Annotated in this window: 19 protein-coding genes; 5 read left to right on the forward strand and 14 right to left on the reverse strand. The window is 68.2% G+C overall.

What is annotated here, in order from left to right:
• Positions 1-36: 36 nt before the first annotated feature.
• From DTO57_RS05055 to DTO57_RS05065, 3 genes are read left to right on the forward strand one after another with little or no spacing between them, the layout of a single operon-like run.
• A complete protein-coding gene (locus tag DTO57_RS05055; protein WP_114117294.1) occupies positions 37-1,323 on the forward strand; it encodes a magnesium transporter MgtE N-terminal domain-containing protein in 1,287 nt (428 codons plus the stop codon).
• Positions 1,323-1,904, forward strand: a complete 582-nt coding sequence (locus DTO57_RS05060) for a DUF1003 domain-containing protein (RefSeq protein WP_114117077.1) — start codon at positions 1,323-1,325, stop codon at positions 1,902-1,904. Before DTO57_RS05055 ends, DTO57_RS05060 begins: the two co-directional genes overlap by 1 nt.
• A 33-nt stretch (positions 1,905-1,937) precedes the next feature.
• The gene (locus tag DTO57_RS05065; RefSeq protein ID WP_114117078.1) at positions 1,938-3,071 is read left to right on the forward strand and encodes an Mrp/NBP35 family ATP-binding protein; all 1,134 of its coding nucleotides are present in this window, start codon (positions 1,938-1,940) and stop codon (positions 3,069-3,071) included.
• Between the two features lie 6 nt (positions 3,072-3,077).
• On the opposite strand, the gene DTO57_RS05070 is transcribed toward DTO57_RS05065, so the two are convergent.
• Positions 3,078-3,440: a twin-arginine translocase TatA/TatE family subunit gene (locus DTO57_RS05070; protein ID WP_114117079.1), complete on the reverse strand. Its 363-nt coding sequence runs from the start codon at positions 3,438-3,440 to the stop codon at positions 3,078-3,080.
• 65 nt (positions 3,441-3,505) lie between these two features.
• On the opposite strand from DTO57_RS05070, the gene DTO57_RS05075 reads away from it, so the two are divergent.
• Positions 3,506-4,135, forward strand: coding sequence for an O-methyltransferase (locus DTO57_RS05075; RefSeq protein WP_114117080.1), 630 nt, complete (start codon positions 3,506-3,508; stop codon positions 4,133-4,135).
• Between the two features lie 57 nt (positions 4,136-4,192).
• Here DTO57_RS05075 and DTO57_RS05080 read toward each other — a convergent pair whose 3' ends face one another.
• The 3 genes from DTO57_RS05080 to dapE form a co-directional block, all read right to left on the reverse strand.
• Positions 4,193-4,366 carry a DUF3117 domain-containing protein gene (locus DTO57_RS05080; protein WP_114117081.1) on the reverse strand — a complete coding sequence of 58 codons (174 nt, stop codon included), beginning with the start codon at positions 4,364-4,366 and terminating at the stop codon, positions 4,193-4,195.
• 82 nt (positions 4,367-4,448) lie between these two features.
• Entirely contained in the window at positions 4,449-5,708 is a 1,260-nt protein-coding gene (locus DTO57_RS05085) for a hypothetical protein (RefSeq protein ID WP_114117082.1), read from the reverse strand.
• Positions 5,690-6,760 (reverse strand): succinyl-diaminopimelate desuccinylase, encoded by a 1,071-nt coding sequence (gene dapE / locus DTO57_RS05090; protein WP_114117083.1) that lies wholly within the window; start codon positions 6,758-6,760, stop codon positions 5,690-5,692. The genes DTO57_RS05085 and dapE overlap by 19 nt, the downstream gene beginning before the upstream one ends.
• 25 nt (positions 6,761-6,785) lie before the next feature.
• On the opposite strand from dapE, the gene dapD reads away from it, so the two are divergent.
• Positions 6,786-7,739: a 2,3,4,5-tetrahydropyridine-2,6-dicarboxylate N-succinyltransferase gene (dapD, locus tag DTO57_RS05095; RefSeq protein WP_114117084.1), complete on the forward strand. Its 954-nt coding sequence runs from the start codon at positions 6,786-6,788 to the stop codon at positions 7,737-7,739.
• A gap of 64 nt (positions 7,740-7,803) precedes the next feature.
• On the opposite strand, the gene DTO57_RS05100 is transcribed toward dapD, so the two are convergent.
• From DTO57_RS05100 to DTO57_RS05145, 10 genes are all read right to left on the reverse strand, one after another.
• Complete coding sequence (locus DTO57_RS05100) at positions 7,804-9,099, reverse strand: citrate synthase (RefSeq protein WP_114117085.1); 1,296 nt, start codon at positions 9,097-9,099, stop codon at positions 7,804-7,806.
• A gap of 137 nt (positions 9,100-9,236) precedes the next feature.
• Positions 9,237-10,349 carry a succinyldiaminopimelate transaminase gene (gene dapC, locus DTO57_RS05105; RefSeq protein WP_114117086.1) on the reverse strand — a complete coding sequence of 371 codons (1,113 nt, stop codon included), beginning with the start codon at positions 10,347-10,349 and terminating at the stop codon, positions 9,237-9,239.
• 80 nt (positions 10,350-10,429) lie between these two features.
• Positions 10,430-10,750: a ferredoxin gene (gene fdxA / locus DTO57_RS05110; RefSeq protein ID WP_114117087.1), complete on the reverse strand. Its 321-nt coding sequence runs from the start codon at positions 10,748-10,750 to the stop codon at positions 10,430-10,432.
• A gap of 47 nt (positions 10,751-10,797) precedes the next feature.
• Positions 10,798-11,181, reverse strand: coding sequence for a histidinol dehydrogenase (locus DTO57_RS05115; protein WP_114117088.1), 384 nt, complete (start codon positions 11,179-11,181; stop codon positions 10,798-10,800).
• Positions 11,182-11,185: 4 nt separating this feature from the next.
• Entirely contained in the window at positions 11,186-13,090 is a 1,905-nt protein-coding gene (gene typA / locus DTO57_RS05120; protein WP_114117089.1) for a translational GTPase TypA, read from the reverse strand.
• An 87-nt stretch (positions 13,091-13,177) separates the two neighbouring features.
• Positions 13,178-13,729, reverse strand: coding sequence for a PH domain-containing protein (locus tag DTO57_RS05125; protein ID WP_114117090.1), 552 nt, complete (start codon positions 13,727-13,729; stop codon positions 13,178-13,180).
• A gap of 70 nt (positions 13,730-13,799) precedes the next feature.
• Positions 13,800-15,464 carry a dipeptide ABC transporter ATP-binding protein gene (locus DTO57_RS05130; protein ID WP_114117091.1) on the reverse strand — a complete coding sequence of 555 codons (1,665 nt, stop codon included), beginning with the start codon at positions 15,462-15,464 and terminating at the stop codon, positions 13,800-13,802.
• Positions 15,461-16,402: an ABC transporter permease gene (locus DTO57_RS05135; RefSeq protein ID WP_114117092.1), complete on the reverse strand. Its 942-nt coding sequence runs from the start codon at positions 16,400-16,402 to the stop codon at positions 15,461-15,463. Before DTO57_RS05135 ends, DTO57_RS05130 begins: the two co-directional genes overlap by 4 nt.
• Entirely contained in the window at positions 16,392-17,321 is a 930-nt protein-coding gene (locus DTO57_RS05140; protein WP_114117093.1) for an ABC transporter permease, read from the reverse strand. The genes DTO57_RS05135 and DTO57_RS05140 overlap by 11 nt, the downstream gene beginning before the upstream one ends.
• A 92-nt stretch (positions 17,322-17,413) precedes the next feature.
• On the reverse strand, positions 17,414-19,054 hold the full coding sequence (locus DTO57_RS05145; protein ID WP_229730532.1) for an ABC transporter substrate-binding protein: 1,641 nt from the start codon (positions 19,052-19,054) through the stop codon (positions 17,414-17,416).
• Positions 19,055-19,207 lie beyond the last annotated feature (153 nt).

Raw genomic sequence — 19,207 nt, forward strand, 5'->3', positions numbered from 1 at the left:
GTGAGCATGCATGCGTTCGGCGACTACTCTGGTCACGTGAGCATGCAGAGGGTTTTCGTTGGTCGGTTGGCCGGCTGCCCCGTCTTCGATCCGGCGGGTGATCGACTGGGCAAGGTGCGCGACGTGGTTGTTGTGTATCGAAGCCAATCGGCGCCCCGCGTGATCGGGCTCGTGCTCGAGATCCCGGGGCGACGCCAGGTGTTCGTCTCGATCGGCCGCGTGACGTCGATCGCGCAGGGCCAGGTCATCACGACCGGCCTCATCAACGTGCGCCGGTTCGAGCCGCGCGCCGACGAGCGCCGCATCATGGCCGAGATCGTCGGCCGCCGCGTCGAGCTCGCCGACGGATCCGGATCCGCCGTGATCGAGGATGCCGCGATCGAGCCGAACCGCATCGGCGAGTGGTCGATCAGCCAGGTGTACCTGCGCAAGCCCCGCACGAGCGCGTCGCCGTTCTCGAAGGGCCCGACGGTGTTCGCGACGTGGGACGAGATGCGCGAGCGCCAGGCCCCCGGCCAGCCGCAATCGGCCGAGCAGCTCGCGCAGAGCTACGCCGAGCTGCTGCCCGCCGACCTCGCCGGCGCCCTACTCGACCTGCCGGAGTCGCGCATGATCGAGGTCGTCTCCGAGCTGAGCGATAAGCGCCTCGCCGACGCCCTCGAGGAGATGCCGGAGGACGACCAGGTCGCGATCCTCGACGCGATCGGCAACGAGCGCGCGGCCGACGTGCTCGACGAGATGGATCCCGACGACGCCGCCGACGTGCTCGGCGAACTGAGCGACGAGCGCAGCGAGCAGCTCCTCCAGATGATGGAGCCGGACGAGGCCGACGACGTGCGCCTCATCCTCCGATACGGCCCCAACACCGCCGGCGGTCTCATGACGACCGAGCCGCTCATCATGCCGGCCGACGCGACCATCGCCGAGGCCCTCGCGCGCATCCGCCGCCACGAGCTGCACCCCGCCCTCGCGGCGAGCGTCTACGTCACGCTCCCCCCGTACGAGACGCCGACGGGCCGCTACCTCGGCGCCGTGCACTTCCAGCGCATGCTGCGCTACCCGCCGCACGAGCGCATCGGCGCGATCCTCGACGAGTCGATCGAGCCCGTTCAGGCCGAGTCGACGGGCGCCGAGGTCGCGAGGCGCCTCGCGACCTACGACCTCGTCTCGATGCCGGTCGTCGACCGCGCGCACCGGCTCCTCGGATCCGTCACTGTCGACGACGTGCTCGACTCGCTGCTGCCCGACGATTGGCGCTCGCACGACGAAGACGAACCGATCCCCGCCATGGAGACCGGATCCATTAAGACGGTGAAGCCCTGATGGTGCGCGGAGAGAACGGGCGCTTCGTGCGCGGCCGCCGCCCCCGCATCGACGACGCGGTGCACACGAGCGACCGCTTCGGCCGCGCGACCGAGTGGGTCGCGCGCGCCATGGGCACGCCATCGTTCCTGCTCATCCTCACGGTCTTCTGTATCCTCTGGATGGCCTGGAACACGATCGCCCCCGACGAGTGGCGCTTCGACTCGGCCGCCATCGGCTTCACGGCCCTCACGCTGATCCTGTCGCTGCAGGCGTCATACGCGGCCCCGCTCCTCCTGCTCGCGCAGAACCGCCAGGACGACCGCGACCGCGTGGCGCTCGAGAACGACCGCCAGCGCGCCGAGCGCAACCTCGCCGACACCGAGTACCTGGCGCGCGAGATCGTGTCGCTGCGCCTCACGCTCGGCGACCTGCAGAAGGACCAGATCACGCGCGAGACCCTGCGCGATGCGCTCCGCGACATCGCGCACGACACGGCGCACGACACCCTGCGCGACGAGATCCGCGAGGAGATCCGCGCCGAACTGCGCGCGGAGATCCGCGAGGAGATGCGCCGCGAGCTGCGCGACGAGTCGGCCTGACCGGCCCCGCGCGCCAGAAAACGAGGAATACCGATGAGCGATGCGATCATTCAGCGCGTCACCGACGCGGTCGGCCGCGTCACCGACCCCGAGCTGCGTCGGCCCCTGTCCGAGCTCGACATGGTGCGCGGCGTCGACGCGACGGACGACGCCGTCACCGTGAACATCGCGCTCACGATCGTCGGCTGCCCCGCCGCCAACCGCATCGAGGCCGACGTGCGCGCCGCCGCCGAGGGCGCCGCCGAGGGCCGCCCGGTCGCGATCGAGGTGGGCGTCATGACGCCCGCCGAGCGCCAGACCCTCACCGAGAAGCTGCGCGGCCCCGCCAAGCGCAACCCGTTCGGGGCAGACTCGCTGACCCGCGTCATCGCCGTCACGAGCGGCAAGGGCGGCGTGGGCAAGTCGACCCTCACGGCCAATCTCGCGGTCGCGCTCGCGCAGCGGGGCCTCAAGGTGGGCCTCGTCGATGCCGATGTGCACGGCTTCTCGATCCCGCAGCTCCTGGGGCTCGTCGAGAACGGCGAGGCGGTGCAGCCGACCCAGGTCGGCGACATGATCCTGCCGCCCATCGCGCACGACGTGAAGACGATCTCGATCGGCATGTTCCTGAAGCAGTCCGACGGATCCAACCCGGGCGCCGTCATGTGGCGCGGCCCCATGCTGCACCGCACCCTGCAGCAGTTCCTCACCGACGTGTTCTTTGGCGACCTCGACGTGCTGCTGCTCGACATGCCGCCCGGCACGGGCGACATCGCGATCTCCGCGGGGCACCTCTTGCCGAGCGCCGAGGTCGTCGTCGTCACGACGCCTCAGCCGGCCGCGAGCGACGTCGCCATCCGCTCCGGGCTCGTCGCGCGTCAGGTCGGTCAGAAGGTCATCGGCGTCATCGAAAACATGTCGGCCATGGTGATGCCCGACGGATCCACGATGGACCTGTTCGGAACCGGCGGCGGCGAGGAGGTCTCGCGCGCGCTCGGCGACGGCGCTCCCCTGCTCGGATCCATCCCCCTGAGCCCCGCGCTCCGCGCCGACGGCGACGAGGGCACGCCCGTCGTCATCGCGCACCCCGAGGATCCGTCGGCGAAGGCCATTGCGGCCGTGGCCGAGCGCATCGCCTCGACGGGGCGCGGCCTCGCGGCTCGCTCGCTGCCGTTTACGACCCGCTAAGCAGCCTTACGTCGCCTCATCGTCGAAGGGCGGCAGGTTATCGCTCGAGAACGTGTGGGCGACGATGGGCGCTGACTGTCGGGGAGCTGCGGCCGCCGCCGCGGGGGCCGCGACGGGGGCGTCGTCGAGGAGGGCCTCGCGGATGATGCGGCGCGGGTCGTACTGGCGCGGGTCGAGCTTTTTCCAGTCGACCTCGCCGAAGTCTTCCCCAACCTCCTGCTCGACACGGTTGCGCGCACCCTGGATGTACTCGCGCGCCTTGCGCGCGGTGCGCCCCAGCCATTCCGCGGCCTGGGGCAGTCGCTCGGGGCCGATCAAGATCGCCGCGATGACCGCGATCATGATGACCTTCTCGATGCTGAAGCCCATGGAGTCAGCCTAGTGCCGCGGGCCCCGAAGAACCTTGACAGGCCGGGGTCATTAATGTGGAAGCTATGAGCAGCTCCGCCCTCGCACGTTTTGCCCGCGAACAGGTCGTCGAGCCCGAGGCGATCGCCCGGGCCCGCCAGGCCGCGCTCGAGCTCGGAGCGGCGCCGATCAGCCCCCAGGTGGGCGCCCAGTGCGCCGTCATCGCGGCCGCGACCGGCGCGCGCTCGATCATCGAGATCGGCACGGGCGCGGGCGTCTCGGGGCTGTGGCTGCTACACGGCTCGCCCGACGCGGTGCTCACGACGATCGACAAGGAGCCGGAGCACCTGGCCGCGGCCCGCGAGGCCTTCGCCGCCGCGCGCGTTCCGATGGCCCGCGTGCGCGCGATCCGCGGCCGCGCCGCCGACGTCCTGCCGCGTATGAACGAGAAGGCATACGACGTCGTGTTCATCGACGCCGACCAGGATCAGATCATCGACTACGTCGCGCACGGCCTGCGCCTCGTGCGCCCTGGCGGCACGGTGCTCGTGCCGCGCGTGCTCGCGGGCGGGCGGGTCGCGGATCCGGTGGCGCGCGATGCGCACACGAGCGATCTGCGCAACCTCATCTCCGAGACGCTCGGGTCGGCGTCGGTGTTTGCCTCGCTGCAGACGGCCGAGGAGGGCCTGCTGCAGATCACGCTCCCCCGCGCGTAAGGCGGGAATGCCGAAGGGCCGGATCCAGATGGATCCGGCCCTTCGTTGTCAGGTCGCTCAGGCTGCCTCGACGACGCTCGCGAGAACGCCGTGCAGCTCCTTCGCTTCGTCGTCGTTCACGGAGACGACGAGGCGTCCACCGCCCTCAAGCGGGACGCGAACGATGATGAGGCGCCCTTCCTTGACGGCCTCCATGGGTCCGTCTCCGGTGCGCGGCTTCATAGCAGCCATAGGTAGCTCCCCTTCTAGATTGGTCATACACATTCTACAGGGCGATCGTTCAGGGAACCGCTTTTCGGAGTGTCACGCGGCGTCACGGAATGAAGTAGAACGTGTTGCCGTGGCCATACATCGCATGTATCCACCAGAACTGCAACGCCGTCAGGCCGACGAGGATCAGCACCCTCGATTCGCGCAGCAGACGGGGCGTCGCGAGCGCCCCCGCGGCGAGCGGCGCGAGAGGCAGGAGCAGGCGGAACACGCTCGACTGGGGGAACACGACGAGCGCCGTGTACACGAGGTAGCTCGCGCCCCACAGCTTCGTCTCGATGCCGAGGCCGTGCACGGCCGGCAGGAAGAACAGGCCGATGGCGCACGCGGCGATGACCGCGACGAGCAGGTAGCCGGCGGCGTGCGGGATGCCCCAGATGCCCGACCACGCCCTGGCCGCCTGGAGCCACCCCTCACCGGGGAAGAACCCGCCCTGCTCGCCGACCCAGCCGCTGCGCCACGCCAGCTCGGTCTCGAGGTAGGCGTCGGGGTTGCCGGTGACGGTGTTCGCGATCACGGGCCACGCGAAACCGAGCACGGTGCCGAGGGCGCCGGTCGCGAGGATGTGCACGACCTCGCGGCGCTCGATCGGCCGCTCGGCGCGGTGGCGGATCCGCCAGAGGCCGTAGAGGGCGATCGTGAGGGGCAGCGCGAGCTCGCCGGGGCGCGTGAACGCCATCGCCGGGATGATCGCGTAGAGCCACCACCACGACTCGTTCTTGATCGCCACGAGGGCCCACACGACGAGCGCGAGGAAGAGCGCCTCGGCGTAGCCGACCTGGAACATCAGCGCGAGGGGCCCGAAGGCGACGAACGCCGTGGCCCACAGGGCGCGCACGCGGCCCAGGCGGTCGACCAGGAGGGCGTGGACGCCCCAGCAGGCGAAGAAGCCGGCCACGAGCGAGATGATCGCCGCGGAGACGGCCCACGCCTCGGCGACCGCCCACACGTCGTCGCTGCCGAAGCCCGCCCCCGGCACGATCGCGGCGAGGATCCGCGCGAGCCACGGGTAGACCGGCATGAACGCCCAGGCGTTCTGCTGCGCCTGGCCGTTCTCATCGACGGGGATCTCGCCCGGGTAGCCGTTGAGGGCGATCTCGCGGTACCATGCGGCGTCCCAGCCCGAGATGTAGGCGAGCATCGAGGGGTCGGCGCCGTGGCGGCCGTCCTCGGGCGCGAGCGACGAGCTCAGCGAGACGAGCACCGTCGTGACGATGCGCGCCACGACATACACCGCGAGCACGCGCGCCCATACGGGCAGCGTGAGGAGTGCTCGCGGGCGCGTCAGCGTGCGCTCAGCCACGCCCGCAGGCCATTCTCGACGGCGTCGATCTGCGCGACGGGCACGCGCTCCTCGTCGTGATGCGCGAGCTGGCCATCGCCCGGGCCGTAGTTGACGGCGGGGATACCGAGCTCGCTGAAGCGGGCGACGTCGGTCCAGCCGTACTTCGGCTTCGGCGCGCCCCCGACCGCTTCCGCGAAGGAGCGCGCGAGGGGCGCGTCGAGGCCGGGGCGGGCGCCGCCGGAGAGGTCGGTGATCTCGACGTCGTACTCGTCGAAGAACGCCGTCACGCGGCGCACGGCCTCCTCGGCCGACTTGTCGGGCGCGAAGCGGTAGTTGACCTCGACCTCGCACAGGTCGGGGATCACGTTGCCCGCGATGCCGCCCGAGATGCGCACCGCGTTCAGGCCCTCGCGGTAGTCGAGCCCGTCGACCGTGACGGTCTTGGCGGTGTAGCCCGCGAGCTTCGTCAGGATCGGCGCAGCGAAGTGGATCGCGTTCTCGCCCTTCCAGCTGCGCGCGCTGTGCGAGCGCATGCCGCGGGTGCGCACGACGGCGCGGAGCGTGCCGTTGCAGCCGCCCTCGATGCCGCCGTTCGACGGCTCGCCGAGGATCGCGAAGGATCCCTCGAGCAGCTCCGGGCGGGTGCGCGCGAGGCGGCCGAGGCCGTTCTTGACCGCCGCGACCTCCTCGTTGTCGTACCAGACCCACGTGACGTCGTAGACCGGATCCGTGAGCTCGGCCGCGAGCTTCAGCTGCACGGCGACCCCCGCCTTCATGTCGACGGTGCCGCGGCCCCAGATGTAGGGCTCGCCGTCCTCCTCGATCATGCGCGTCGGCAGGTTTTCGTTGATCGGGACCGTGTCGAGGTGCCCCGCGATGATGACGCGGGTGTCGCGGCCCAGGTTCGTGCGCGCGACGACGGCATCGCCGTCGCGGATCACCTCGAGGTGCGGATACGCCGCCAGCGCCTCCGCGACGAGATCGGCGAGATACTTCTCGTCGCCGGACTCACTCGGCACGTCGCAAATGGTGCGAGTGATCTGGGCAGAAGACGCGGTGAGGTCAAGCATGCCCCCAGCCTATTAGCCTGGAGGTATGACTGAAACGCGCTGGGCCTCCGGAGTCGGTATCGCCACCACGGCGGCCGACGGATCCATCCTCGACACCTGGTACCCCTCCCCCGTTCTCGCGCCCCTCGCGGGCCGCGACGTGGCCGCAGAGCGCGCCGCGCTCGAGCCGCAGACCGGATCCGACGAACGACTCGGCACGTCGACCGCCGTTGTCGAGATCGAGATCGACCTCGACGCCGCCGTCGGATCCGTGTCCGACGCCTACCTGCGCCTGCACCTGCTCTCGCACCTGCTCGCGGCGCCCAACACCATCAACCTCGACGGCATCTTCGGGCACCTGCCCAACAACGCATGGACCAACGCGGGCCCGACGACGCCCGAGTTCGCCGCCGCGAACCTCGCGTCGATGAAGCGCGCCAGCATCCAGGTATACGCGCAGGACAAGTTCCCGCGCCTCACCGACTACGTCCTCCCCGAGGGCGTGCGCATCGCCGACGGATCCCGTGCCCGCCTCGGCGCGCACCTCGCCCCCGGAACCGTCGTCATGCACGAGGGCTTCGTCAACTTCAACGCCGGCACCGTCGGCACCTCGATGGTCGAGGGCCGCATCTCGCAGGGCGTTATCGTCGGCGACGGATCCGACATCGGCGGCGGCGCCTCGATCATGGGCACTCTGTCGGGCGGCGGCACGCACCGCGTCTCGGTCGGCTCGCGCAGCCTCCTCGGCGCGAACTCCGGCATCGGCATCTCGCTCGGCGACGACTGCGTCGTCGAGGCCGGCCTCTACATCACCGCCGGCACGAAGGTCGTTCTCGTGAGCGAACCGAAGACGGCCGACGGCTCGTTCCAGACCGTCAAGGCGTCGCAGCTCTCCGGCGTCAACGGTGTGCTGTTCCTGCGCAACTCGGTCACGGGCGCCATCGAGGCCCGCCGCCGCCAGGGCGTCGGCGTCACGCTGAACGAGGCGCTCCACGCCTAACCCGTCCGGGTACGCGAAAGGCGGCCGATCCCTTCCGGGACGGCCGCCTTTTCGTTGGCGAAGCTTACTTCGTGGGGTAGTTACGCTCGGCGGGGCCGACGTAGAGCTGCTGCGGGCGGCCGATCTTGCCCTGGCGGTCGAGGTTCTGCTCGCGCCACTGGGCGAGCCAACCGGGCAGGCGGCCGATCGCGAAGAGCACCGTGAAGACGCTCGTCGGGAAGCCCATCGCCTTGTAGATGACGCCGGTGTAGAAGTCGACGTTCGGGTACAGGTTGCGCGCCTGGAAGTACTCGTCGTTGAGGGCGATCTCCTCGAGTTCCTTCGCCATGTCGAGCAGCGGGTCGTTCACGCCGAGCGCCTCGAGTACCTCGTCGGCCGAGGCCTTGACGATCTTGGCGCGCGGGTCGTAGTTCTTGTAGACGCGGTGCCCGAAGCCCATGAGCTTCACGCCGTCTTCCTTATTCTTGACGCGCTCGACGAAGCGGGAGACGCTCTCGCCCGACTCGCGGATCTGGCCGAGCATGCGCAGCACGGCCTCGTTCGCGCCGCCGTGCAGCGGGCCCGAGAGCGCCTGGATGCCGGCCGAGACCGAGGCGAACTGGTTCGCGCCCGTCGAGGCGACGAGGCGCACCGTCGAGGTCGACGCGTTCTGCTCGTGGTCTTCGTGCAGGATCAGCAGGCGCTCGAGCGCCTTCGCCATGACGGGGTTGATCTCGTACGGCTCGGCCATGACGCCGAAGTTCAGGCGCAGGAAGTTCTCGACGTACCCGAGCGAGTTGTCGGGGTACAGGAACGCCTGGCCGCTCGCGGTCTTGTGCGCGTACGCCGCGATGACCGGAAGCTTCGCGAGGAGGCGAATGATGTTCATGTCGACGTGCTCGGGGTTGTCGGGATCCGACTGGTCCGAATAGTAGGTCGAGAGCGCGCTCGTCGCCGACGAGAGCACGGCCATCGGGTGCGCGCCCGACGGCAGGGCCGAGAAGAACCGCTTGAGGTCTTCGTGCAGCAGCGTGTGGCGACGGATCTTCTCGTCGAACTCGCCGAGCTCATCCGCCGTCGGCAGCTCGCCGTAAATCAGCAGCCAGGCGACCTCGAGGAAGCTCGAGTTCGCGGCGAGCTGCTCGATCGGGTAACCGCGGTGGCGGAGGATGCCCGCCTCGCCGTCGATGTACGTGATCTTCGACTTCGTCGACGCTGTGTTCACGAACCCGTAGTCGAGGGCCGTGTAACCGGTCTGCTTCGAGAGGGTCGATACGTCGATCGTCGGCTTACCGTCAACCGCCGGCAAAACCGGGAATTCGGCGATCTTGTCACCGATCGTCAGAGTGGCCTTCTCGGGCAGGGTTCCCGCGTCGCTCACGGCGCCTCCTCGCATTCGTCTGTGTTCAAGCGGTGGAATCGCCCGCGTGATGCGCGGTGACCCCGCCATAGCCTACCGGCACCGGCAGGCCTATGTTGGTTTCATCAATGTATGGGGATTTTGTCTAGCAATACGCGCTAAACAATCGCGCCGCGGAGTCTTTCTGCGGCGTCATGGATGCGCTCGTCGCTCGCCGTGAGCGACAACCGCACATGGTTCGGGTAGTGGTCTCCGTAGAAGACGCCGGGGCCCGCGAGGATCCCGAGCTCGGCGAGCCGACCCATCGATTCCCAGGCGCCGCGCCCCTCGGTGATCCACAGGTAGAGGCCCGCCTCGCTGCCGTCGACGCGGAAGCCCGCGGCCTCGACCGCCGGCTTCAGCGCCTCGCGGCGCGCGTGGTAGATCTCGCGCTGGCGATCGACGTGCTCGTCGTCGCCCAGCGCGACGGTCATCGCGTGCTGTACCGGTGCCGGGGGCATGAGCCCCAGGTGCTTGCGGTTCTTCAGCAGCTGCGACACGATCGCGGCGTCGCCCGCGACGAACGCGGCACGGTAGCCGGCGAGGTTCGACTGCTTGCTGAGCGAGTAGACGCTCAGCAGCCCGTCGAGCGAGTCGCCCGCGACCCGCGGATCCAGGATGCTCGGGATCCGCTCGGCGTCCCACGGCGCGTCCCAGCCGAGCTCGGCGTAACACTCGTCGCTCGCGATGATCGCGCCGATCTCGCGCGCCCGGACCACCGCGGCGCGCAGCTCCTCGGCGCTCCAGACGCGGCCGTCGGGGTTGCCCGGCGAGTTGATCCAGACGAGCTTGGTGCCCTCGGGCCACTCGGCGGGGTCGTCGGCGGCGACCGGCTTCGCGTCGGCGACGCGCGCTCCGACGTCGTACGTCGGGTAGGCGGCACGCGGGTGGACGACGATGTCGCCCTCCCCCAACCCCAGGAGCAGCGGCAGGAGCGCCACGAGTTCCTTCGACCCGATCGTCGGGATCACGTTGGCGTCGGTCAGCCCGCTCACGCCCCGGCGGCGCTCATACCAGCCGCGGATCGCGGCGCGAACCTCGACCGAGCCGGCGGCCGTCGGGTACGCGTGGGCGTCGGTGGCCTCGATCAGCGCCTCGCGGATGATCGCGGGCGTCGGGTCGGTCGGGGATCCGATCGACAGATCACAGATGCCCTCGGGGTGCTGCCGCGCGCGCTCCGCGAACGGCACAACCTTGTCCCAGGGATAGTCGTCGAGGTCGTTGATGGACATGCAAAAACCTTACCGTCGGGGCAGCATGCTCCGCGCGCGAGTGGCCGGAGCAGACATGCCGCGGCCGAGCTCGGACGCGCTCAGACGCCCTGAGGGGGAAGTGCGGCGATGATCGGGTGATCCTTCGGGATCACGCCCACCTTGGCGGCGCCGCCGGGAGAGCCGACGCCCTCGAAGAACTCGACGTTCGCCTTGTAGTAGTCGGACCACTCGTCCGGCAGATCGTCTTCGTAGTAGATCGCCTCGACGGGGCACACGGGCTCGCAGGCGCCGCAGTCGACGCACTCGTCGGGGTGGATATAGAGGCTACGTTCGCCCTCGTAAATGCAGTCGACCGGGCATTCATCGATGCAGGCCCGGTCTTTAACATCGACACAGGGAAGGGCGATCACGTAAGTCACACCCTTATTCTAGCCGCGGCGTCTGACGATCGCCTCGAAGGAATGCCTTACTCGGCGACCTGCCGCGCCGGGCGGATCCGCGGCCACGCCGCGACCCCCACGACGATCAGGGTCAGCGCCGCCATCCAGACGATCCCGTAGGGAAACTCGCCCTCGGCGGCCTGGGGCACCACGACGGATCCGCCGGGCCCGCGCCCCGAGAACAGCGCCATGGCGCCGAGCATGCCGAAGCCCGCCCACCAGACGACGCCACGCTCTTCAATCAGCAAACGCACCGCAACGAGAATCGCGGCGCAGGCCACGCACGCCACGACCAGCCCGACGGGAATCGGGCCGGCCGTGTAGGCGTGCGTGATCGTGCCGGCCACGCCGAACACGGCCCCCGCCACGAGGGCGAGGATCCATGTCACGATGCGGGCCGGCCACGTCACGGGATCAGCCCTGACGCTTGCGGCGCGAGGCCTCGCGGCCGCGGATGACCTGGTCGAGCTCGACCTTGCGGATGCGCACGGCCTCCGGGGTCACCTCGACGCACTCGTCCTCGTTCGCGAACTCGAGCGACTCCTCGAGCGAGAGGATGCGCGGGGGCGTCATCGACTCGAAGGAGTCCGACGAAGCGGCACGCATGTTCGTGAGCTTCTTTTCCTTCGTGATGTTGACGTCCATGTCGTCGGCGCGCGAGTTCTCGCCGATGACCATGCCCTCGTAGACCTCGTCGGTCGGGCTGACGAAGAACGACATGCGCTCCTGCAGGCCGATCATGGCGAAGGGGGTGACGACGCCCGAGCGGTCGGCGACGATCGATCCCTGTGCGCGGGCGTCGATGTTTCCGGCCCAGGGGCCGTAACCGGTCGACAGCGCGTTGGCGATACCCGTACCGCGCGTGATCGACATGAACTGGGTGCGGAAGCCGATGAGGCCGCGGCTCGGCACCGAGAACTCGATGCGGATCCAGCCGGTGCCGTGGTTCGTCATCGACTCCATGCGACCCTTGCGGGCGGCGAGGAGCTGCGTGATCGCGCCGAGGTACTCCTCCGGCGCGTCGACGGTCAGCTGCTCCCACGGCTCGGTGGTCTGGCCGTTCTCGTCCTTGCGGGTCACGACCTGGGGCTTACCGACGGTGAGCTCGAAGCCCTCACGGCGCATGTTCTCGACGAGGATCGCGAGCTGGAGCTCACCACGACCCTGCACCTCCCACGCGTCGGGGCGACCAATGTCGTTCACGCGGATCGACATGTTACCGATGAGCTCGCGGTCGAGGCGCTCCTTGACCATGCGGGCGGTGAGCTTGTGACCCTTGACCTTGCCGGCGAGCGGCGAGGTGTTGGTACCGATCGTCATCGAGATGCTGGGCTCGTCGATCGTGATCTGCGGCAGCGGGCGCACGTCGTTGGGGTCGGCGATCGTCTCGCCGATCATGATGTCCTCGAAGCCCGCGATCACGGCGATGTCGCCGGGGCCGGCCTCCTCGGCCGGGTAGCGGTCGAGCGCCTTCGTCATCTGCAGCTCGGTGATGCGGGCGTTCTGCACGGATCCGTCCGAACGCACCCAGGCCACGGTCTGGCCCTTCTTGAGCGTGCCGTTGACGACGCGCAGCAGCGCGAGGCGGCCAAGGAACGCCGACGAGTCGAGGTTCGTGACCCACGCCTGCAGGGGCGCCTCGTCGTCGTACGTCGGGGCCGGGATGTGCTTGAGGATCGCCTCGAAGAGCGGCTCAAGGCTGTCGGTGTCGGGCAGCGAGCCGTTCTCGGGGCGGTTCCAGCTCGCGACACCGGCGCGGCCGGACGCATAGATCACGGGAACGTCGAGCAGCGCGTCGACGTCGAGGTCGGGAACCTCGTCGGCGAGGTCACCGGCGAGACCGAGAAGCAGGTCCTGCGCCTCGCCCTCGACCTCGACGATGCGGGCATCGGGGCGGTCGGTCTTGTTGACCAGGAGGATCACGGGCATCTTCGCCTCGAGCGCCTTGCGGAGCACGAAGCGGGTCTGCGGCAGCGGGCCCTCGGACGAGTCGACGAGCAGCACGACGCCGTGCACCATCGACAGACCGCGCTCGACCTCGCCACCGAAGTCGGCGTGACCGGGGGTGTCGATCACGTTGATCGTGATCGGGGTGTCGGTGTGCTCACCGTTGTACGTGATCGCCGTGTTCTTGGCGAGGATCGTGATGCCCTTTTCGCGCTCGAGGTCGTTCGAGTCCATGGCACGCTCGTCGACGTGCTCGTGGTCGCCGAACGAACCGGTCTGGCGAAGCATGGCGTCGACCAGAGTGGTCTTGCCATGGTCGACGTGGGCAACGATCGCGACGTTACGGAGATCTGAACGGGTGGCAAGCGCCATGAAGGGATCCTTCTGGGTCGTTGGAGAGTGCTTCGAAACCGAAGCAGTCAATCCTATCCTGCCCAGTTGACCGTGCGCTGAGCGGGGCTACGGGAGCACAACCCCGCCGGTCTGGATCAGCGAGAACGCGATCCACACGACGATCACCGCGAGCGCCGCTACGGCGGGGACGTCCCACGATCGGTGCACGTAGCCGTCGCGGTTGGTGGTGTTGGCGTGCAGGCTCTGGAGCGCCTCGGCCTCCTGCTCCGCGGGATCCTCGGCCGCGCGGCGCCGGATCGACTTGTGCAGGCGGCGCGAGGATCCGCCCCACGCGGTCACCTTCGCGCCAGTCTTCAGGACGAACTCGGCGTTGTACTTCAGGCGCACGCTCTCGACGGTCGACCACGGCATGTCGATGACGCGCAAGACGTTGACAACGCGGGCGCCGTCCTCGTCGGCCTCGATGCGCGGCGAGACCTGGAAGATCCACACCAGCCAGCAGATGCCGGCGAGCCACGGCGTCACGAGGAACGCGTCCCACACGCTCGCGCGGATCGCCATGTCGACAAGCAGGTATCCGCACACGACGACGGCGAGCCCGAACCACACCCACCCGAGAGTGGAACGGAACACGTACTTGTCGGAGCGTTGCGGCATAGCGCTCAGCCTATAGACGAAAACCGGGCGCCCCCGCAAAGCGGAGGGCGCCCGGTTTCGTAGGCGGAGCTTAGGCCGCGCCGAGCTTCAGGTCCTTGCCCGGAATCGCGTTCAGCAGGCGCTGAGTGTATTCCTGCTCGGGGTTCGCGAACACGCGGTCGACTGTGCCCTGCTCGACGACGCGACCCTTCTCCATGACCGCGACGAGGTCGGCGGCCACGCGCACGACCGCGAGGTCGTGGGTGATGAAGAGGTACGTCAGGTCGAGCTCGGCCTGCAGCTCGCTGAGCAGGGTCAGGATCTGGTCCTGCACCAGCACGTCGAGCGCCGAGACGGCCTCGTCGAGCACGATGATCGACGGCTTGAGCGCGAGGGCGCGCGCCACCGCGATGCGCTGGCGCTGGCCGCCCGAGAGCTCGTTCGGGTAGCGCTCGGCGAGCGACTTCGGCAGGGCGACCTGCTCCAGAAGCTCGTAGACACGCGCGCGACGCGACGCGGCGTCGCCGACGCCGTGAATCTTCAGCGGCTCGGCGATCAGCGCGCCGAGCGAGCGCATCGGGTCCAGGGATCCGTACGGATCCTGGAACACCGGCTGCATGCGGCTACGCAGCGAGAAGACGTCCTGGCGCGTCATCGACGTCGTCTCGCGACCCTCGATGAGCACGGATCCGCTCGTCGGCTTCTCCAGCTGGAGGACCATCTTCGCGACGGTCGACTTACCGGATCCGGACTCGCCCACGAGGGCGAGCGTCTTGCCCTTCGGGATCTGGAACGAGACCCCGTCGACGGCGCGGAACGGCGTGCTGCGCAGGCCGCCGCCACGGATCTGGTACTCCTTGACGAGATCCTTGACCTCGACAACGGGCGCGTGCTCCGTGAGGACCGAGGTCTGCTGCATCTCCCCCGACGCGACGACCGACGCCTGAATGCGGGTCGATGCGAGGCTCGGCGCGGCAGCCACGAGGCGCTGCGTGTACGGGTGCTGCGGGTTCTCGAGGATCGCGCGGCTCGGGCCCGACTCGACGATCTCGCCGCGGTTCATCACGATGATGCGGTCCGCGCGCTCGGCGGCAAGGCCGAGGTCGTGCGTGATGAACAGCACCGAGGTGCCCTTCTCGCGCGTGAGGCTCGCCAGGTGATCGAGGATCACCTTCTGCACCGTCACGTCGAGGGCGCTCGTCGGCTCGTCGGCGATGAGCAGCTTCGGGTCGGCCGCGAGGCCGATACCGATGAGCGCGCGCTGGCGCATACCGCCCGAGAACTGGTGCGGGAACTGGTGCAGGCGGCGCTCGGCGTCGGCAAGGCCCGCGTTCTGCAGCACCTCCACCGCCATCTTGTGCACGTCGCGGCGGCTCGAGGCCAGGCCGTTGGCCTTGACCGTCTCCTTCACCTGGAAGCCGATCGACCACACCGGGTTGAGGTTCGACATCGGATCCTGCGGAACGTAGCCGATCTCGCGGCCGCGCAGGCGCTCCATGTCGGCGCGCTTCAGCGTCGTGAGCTCGCGTCCGTTCAGCTTGACGGATCCGCTGGTCACCTCGCCGGTGCCCGGCAGGAGGTCGATCACGGCGGTCGCCGTAGTCGACTTTCCGGATCCGGATTCGCCGACGATCGCGACGGTCTCGCCGGCGTACACGTCGAAGCTGACGCCGTGCACGACCTCGCGCTGCTTCTTGCCCTTGCCGAACGAGATCTTCAGATCGCGGACGGACAGGAGAGTTTCTTCAGTGCTCAACGCTGTGCCCTCGCCTTCGGGTCCAGGGCGTCGCGCAGAACTTCGCCCAGCATGATGAATGACAGCACCGTGACCGTCAGTGCCAGCGACGGCCAGATGAGCGACATCGGCGCGGTGCGGATGACCGACTGCGCCTGGCTGATGTCGGCACCCCACGAGATGGTGCCGCCGCCGAGGCCCACGCCGAGGAACGACAGGACCGACTCGGCCACGATGTTGTTTCCGAGGCCGAGGGTCGCCACCACGATGAGCGGGGCGATCGAGTTCGGCAGCACGTGCACGAGCAGTGTCTTGAAGCGGCTCATACCGAGCGCCTCGGACGCCATCACGAAGTCCGCCTGCTTCACGCGCAGAACCTCGGCGCGCACGATGCGGGCGATGCTCGCCCAGCTGAAGCCGCCAATCGCGAAGGCCAAAACCAGCACCGTGCGGTCGTCCTTCGGCACGACGGTCATCACGACGATCGCCGCGATGATGTAGGGAATCGTGAAGAAGATGTCGCCGATGCGCGACAGGAGCGCGTCGATCCAGCCGCCGAAGAAGCCGGCGAGGGCGCCCATGATGAGCCCGATGATCGTGCCGATGAGGGTCGCGAGCAGACCGACCGTCACCGAGGTGCGGGATCCCCACGCGATGCGCGACCAGATGTCGCAGCCCTGCTTGTCGAATCCGAGCGGGTGACCGGGGGCGGATCCCTCGTTGCTGTTCATCAGCTGGCACGCGCCGCCGACGGGCGACACGTTCGTGAACAGCTGCGGCACGATCGCCATCACGACGATCACGAGGGCGACGACCGCGGCGATCCAGAACAGCGGGCGGGTGCGCATATCGCGCCACGCGTCGAGCCACAGGTTGCTGCGCTTCTCGTCGACCGAGACGCGGTCGACGACGAGGCCCTCGCCCGAGACGGGCGCGACGAAGTGTTCGTTACGAGACATAGCGGATCCTCGGGTCGAGCAGACCGTACAGCAGGTCGATCAGCAGGTTGATGATCACGTAGAGCACGACGAACACCGTGACGAACGACACGATCGTCGGGGCCTCGTGCTTGATGATCGCGAGGTAGAGCGTGTTTCCCACGCCGGGGATGTTGAAGATCGCCTCGGTCACCGTCGCGCCGACCATGAGCACACCGAAGGTGGTGCCGAGGTCGGTGATCATCGGGATGAGCGAGTTGCGCAGCACGTGAACGGGGATGACGCGGCGGCGCGGGAGGCCCTTGCCGTAGGCGGTGCGCACCCAGTCCTGACCGAGGGTCTCGATCGTCGACGAGCGCGTCAGGCGCATGCTCGTCGCGTAGATGCTGAACGCCAGCGTGATCGCCGGAAGAATGAGGCCCAGCCAGCCGTTGTTGGCGCCGACGGTCGGGCTTGCCCAACCGAGCTTGACGCCGATGAAGTACTGGGCGAAGAAGCCGATCACGAACACCGGAATGGCGACGAAGATCAGAGACACGACGAGCATCGTGTGGTCGAACCAGGTGTTCTTGAAGAACGCCGATAGGCCACCGATCACGATCGCGAGGACGAAGGCCATCAGAACGGCCTCGACCGCGAGGCGAAGCGTCACGGGGAAGGTATCGGCCAGCACGTCGATGACCTCGCGGCCCGCGAAGGTCGTGCCGAAGTCGAGGCGGAAGATGCCGCCGAGGTAGTGCAGGTACTGGATGATGAACGGCTGATCCAGCATGTATTCCGCGCGGATCTGGTCGAGCAGCGCGTCCGGCGGCTGCTTGTCGCCGAAGAGCGCGGCAATGGGGTCGCCCGGCATGGCGAACACCATGAAGTAGATCAGCAGGGTCGCCCCGAGGAACACGGGGATCACTTGCAGGATCCTCTTGAGGATGTAGATGAGCACCCTCGAGCCTCCTTAGATGGAATTACGGTTCCAACACGGTGTGAGGCGGTGGCACTAGGCCACCGCCTCACATCAACGGTTGGTCGGAGAGATCACTCCCAGGGGCTGATCTCGTTGGCCTGGTCCCAGAGTTCCTTCGCCTTCTCCGGGTTGTACTCGAGAACCTCGTCGCCCTCAAGGTCGTCGGTCCAACCGTCGATCACCGGCGAGGTGAAGTCGGTGGCCGGCTGGCGGGTGCCCGAGAAGATCTTGTCGGTGATCGCCTCGCGGTCGATCGCCATCGAGATCGCCTGGCGGCGCAGCGTGCCCTCTTCGTCGGGGCCGAAGTGGTCGACGTACTCGCCGATGGCGAGGGTCTGGATGAGCGCGCCGGGCTGGTTCACCGAGCGGTCGCCGAGCTCGTCCTGGTACGTCTCGTACGCCAGGTCGGGCAGCGTGTCGAGGATGTCGAGGTTGTTCGCGAGCAGGTCGTTGTACGCCGCCTCGAAGCTGGCGTAGAACTTGAAGGTCAGGCCGTCGGCCTGCGCCGGGGTCGGACCGTCGTAGTCCTCGTTCTTCACGAGCGCGATCTGCACGTCGTGCTGCCACGCGCCCTCGCCGTCGAGCTTGAACGGACCGTTACCGATCGGGTTCTCGCCGAAGGCATCCATGTCGTCGAACGCGACCTCGGGAAGCGGCGAGTACGCCGCGTAGCCGAGGCGCTGAGCGAAGTCAGCGGCGGGCTTGTTCAGCGTGACCTGGAAGGTCAGGTCGTCGATCTTCTTGAGGCCCGAGAGGCCCTCATCCGGAGCACCGTACTGGTCTTCGGTGTTGACGAAGCCCTCGATGTCCTGGAAGAAGTACGTCGACTTCTGCGCGTTCGACGCGATGGCGCCGTAGTTCCACGCGTTGATGAAGCTGTCGGCATTGACGGGCTCGCCGTTGGTGAAGGTGAGGCCGTCGCGGACCTTGATCGTGAGCTGCGTCGGCGAGTCCTGAGTGATCGACTCGGCGACGTCGTTCTCGATCGAACCGTCGGCCTTGTAGCTCACGAGACCCGCGAAGATCGTGTCGAGAACGCGTCCGCCGCCGACCTCGTCGGTGCGGCTCGGCAGGATCGGGTTCTGCGGCTCGGTGCCATTCGCGATGATTGGGCCGTCGGTGCTCTTGGTCACCCCGTCGAACAGCGGGACCGAGTCCCAACCGAACTCGACGTTGTCGACGTTCTCGCTCCAGCCGCCCACGGCGTTCTGGTACCAGAGCGGGATGACCGGGAGGTCCTGCAGCAGGACTTCCTGGGCCTGGTTGAACAGGTCGGCGGCCTTGTCGGTGTCGGCCTCGCTGATGCCCTCGGCAACGAGCGTGTCGAACTCCTCCGACGAGTAGGCCGCGTCGTTCGACTCGGCGCCCGTCGTGTAGAGCGGGCCGAGGAAGTTGTAGAGGCCCGGGTAGTCGCCCTGCCATCCGGCGCGGAAGGCACCGGGGACGGTCTCGGCGTCGCGGTCATCGAGGAAGCTCGCGAAGTCGGGGTACATGTCGGCCTCAACCGGGATGCCGAGGGCGCCCGAGATCGAGTTCGAAACGGCGTTGATCCAGCCCTCGTGGCCGCCATCGGCGTTCGACGAGATTGTGAATGCGGGGCCGGAAACCTGGGCCGAGTCGCTACTGTCGTCGGCCGGGGCGCAACCCGCGAGGGCGACGCCAGCGATACCGAGAACTGCGACACCGGTGAAGGTGTAGGTTTTGCGTTTCACTGTTACTCCTTGGGAAGAGACGGGTGCGCACGAAGGTCGGGTAAGACATCGCGCACCGCCCCGTGACTATATGCGCTCGCAAGGAAATCATCAAAGTCAGATTCCTACAGACTGCTCAGGAAGCACACAGTTTTATCTACGGGTTACGCAATG

Source organism: Microbacterium sorbitolivorans, assembly GCF_003327285.1.
GTDB lineage: Bacteria > Actinomycetota > Actinomycetes > Actinomycetales > Microbacteriaceae > Microbacterium > Microbacterium sorbitolivorans.

What these genes read in the sequence shown, in the direction of transcription:
- DTO57_RS05080 (WP_114117081.1), bottom strand. Translation starts at nt 4,366, where the DNA reads ATGGCTGCTATGAAGCCGCGCACCGGAGACGGACCCATGGAGGCCGTC.
- DTO57_RS05075 (WP_114117080.1), top strand. Translation starts at nt 3,506, where the DNA reads ATGAGCAGCTCCGCCCTCGCACGTTTTGCCCGCGAACAGGTCGTCGAG.
- dapE (WP_114117083.1), bottom strand. Translation starts at nt 6,760, where the DNA reads ATGCTTGACCTCACCGCGTCTTCTGCCCAGATCACTCGCACCATTTGC.
- DTO57_RS05060 (WP_114117077.1), top strand. Translation starts at nt 1,323, where the DNA reads ATGGTGCGCGGAGAGAACGGGCGCTTCGTGCGCGGCCGCCGCCCCCGC.
- DTO57_RS05065 (WP_114117078.1), top strand. Translation starts at nt 1,938, where the DNA reads ATGAGCGATGCGATCATTCAGCGCGTCACCGACGCGGTCGGCCGCGTC.
- dapD (WP_114117084.1), top strand. Translation starts at nt 6,786, where the DNA reads ATGACTGAAACGCGCTGGGCCTCCGGAGTCGGTATCGCCACCACGGCG.
- dapC (WP_114117086.1), bottom strand. Translation starts at nt 10,349, where the DNA reads ATGTCCATCAACGACCTCGACGACTATCCCTGGGACAAGGTTGTGCCG.
- DTO57_RS05125 (WP_114117090.1), bottom strand. Translation starts at nt 13,729, where the DNA reads ATGCCGCAACGCTCCGACAAGTACGTGTTCCGTTCCACTCTCGGGTGG.
- DTO57_RS05135 (WP_114117092.1), bottom strand. Translation starts at nt 16,402, where the DNA reads ATGTCTCGTAACGAACACTTCGTCGCGCCCGTCTCGGGCGAGGGCCTC.
- DTO57_RS05070 (WP_114117079.1), bottom strand. Translation starts at nt 3,440, where the DNA reads ATGGGCTTCAGCATCGAGAAGGTCATCATGATCGCGGTCATCGCGGCG.
- typA (WP_114117089.1), bottom strand. Translation starts at nt 13,090, where the DNA reads ATGGCGCTTGCCACCCGTTCAGATCTCCGTAACGTCGCGATCGTTGCC.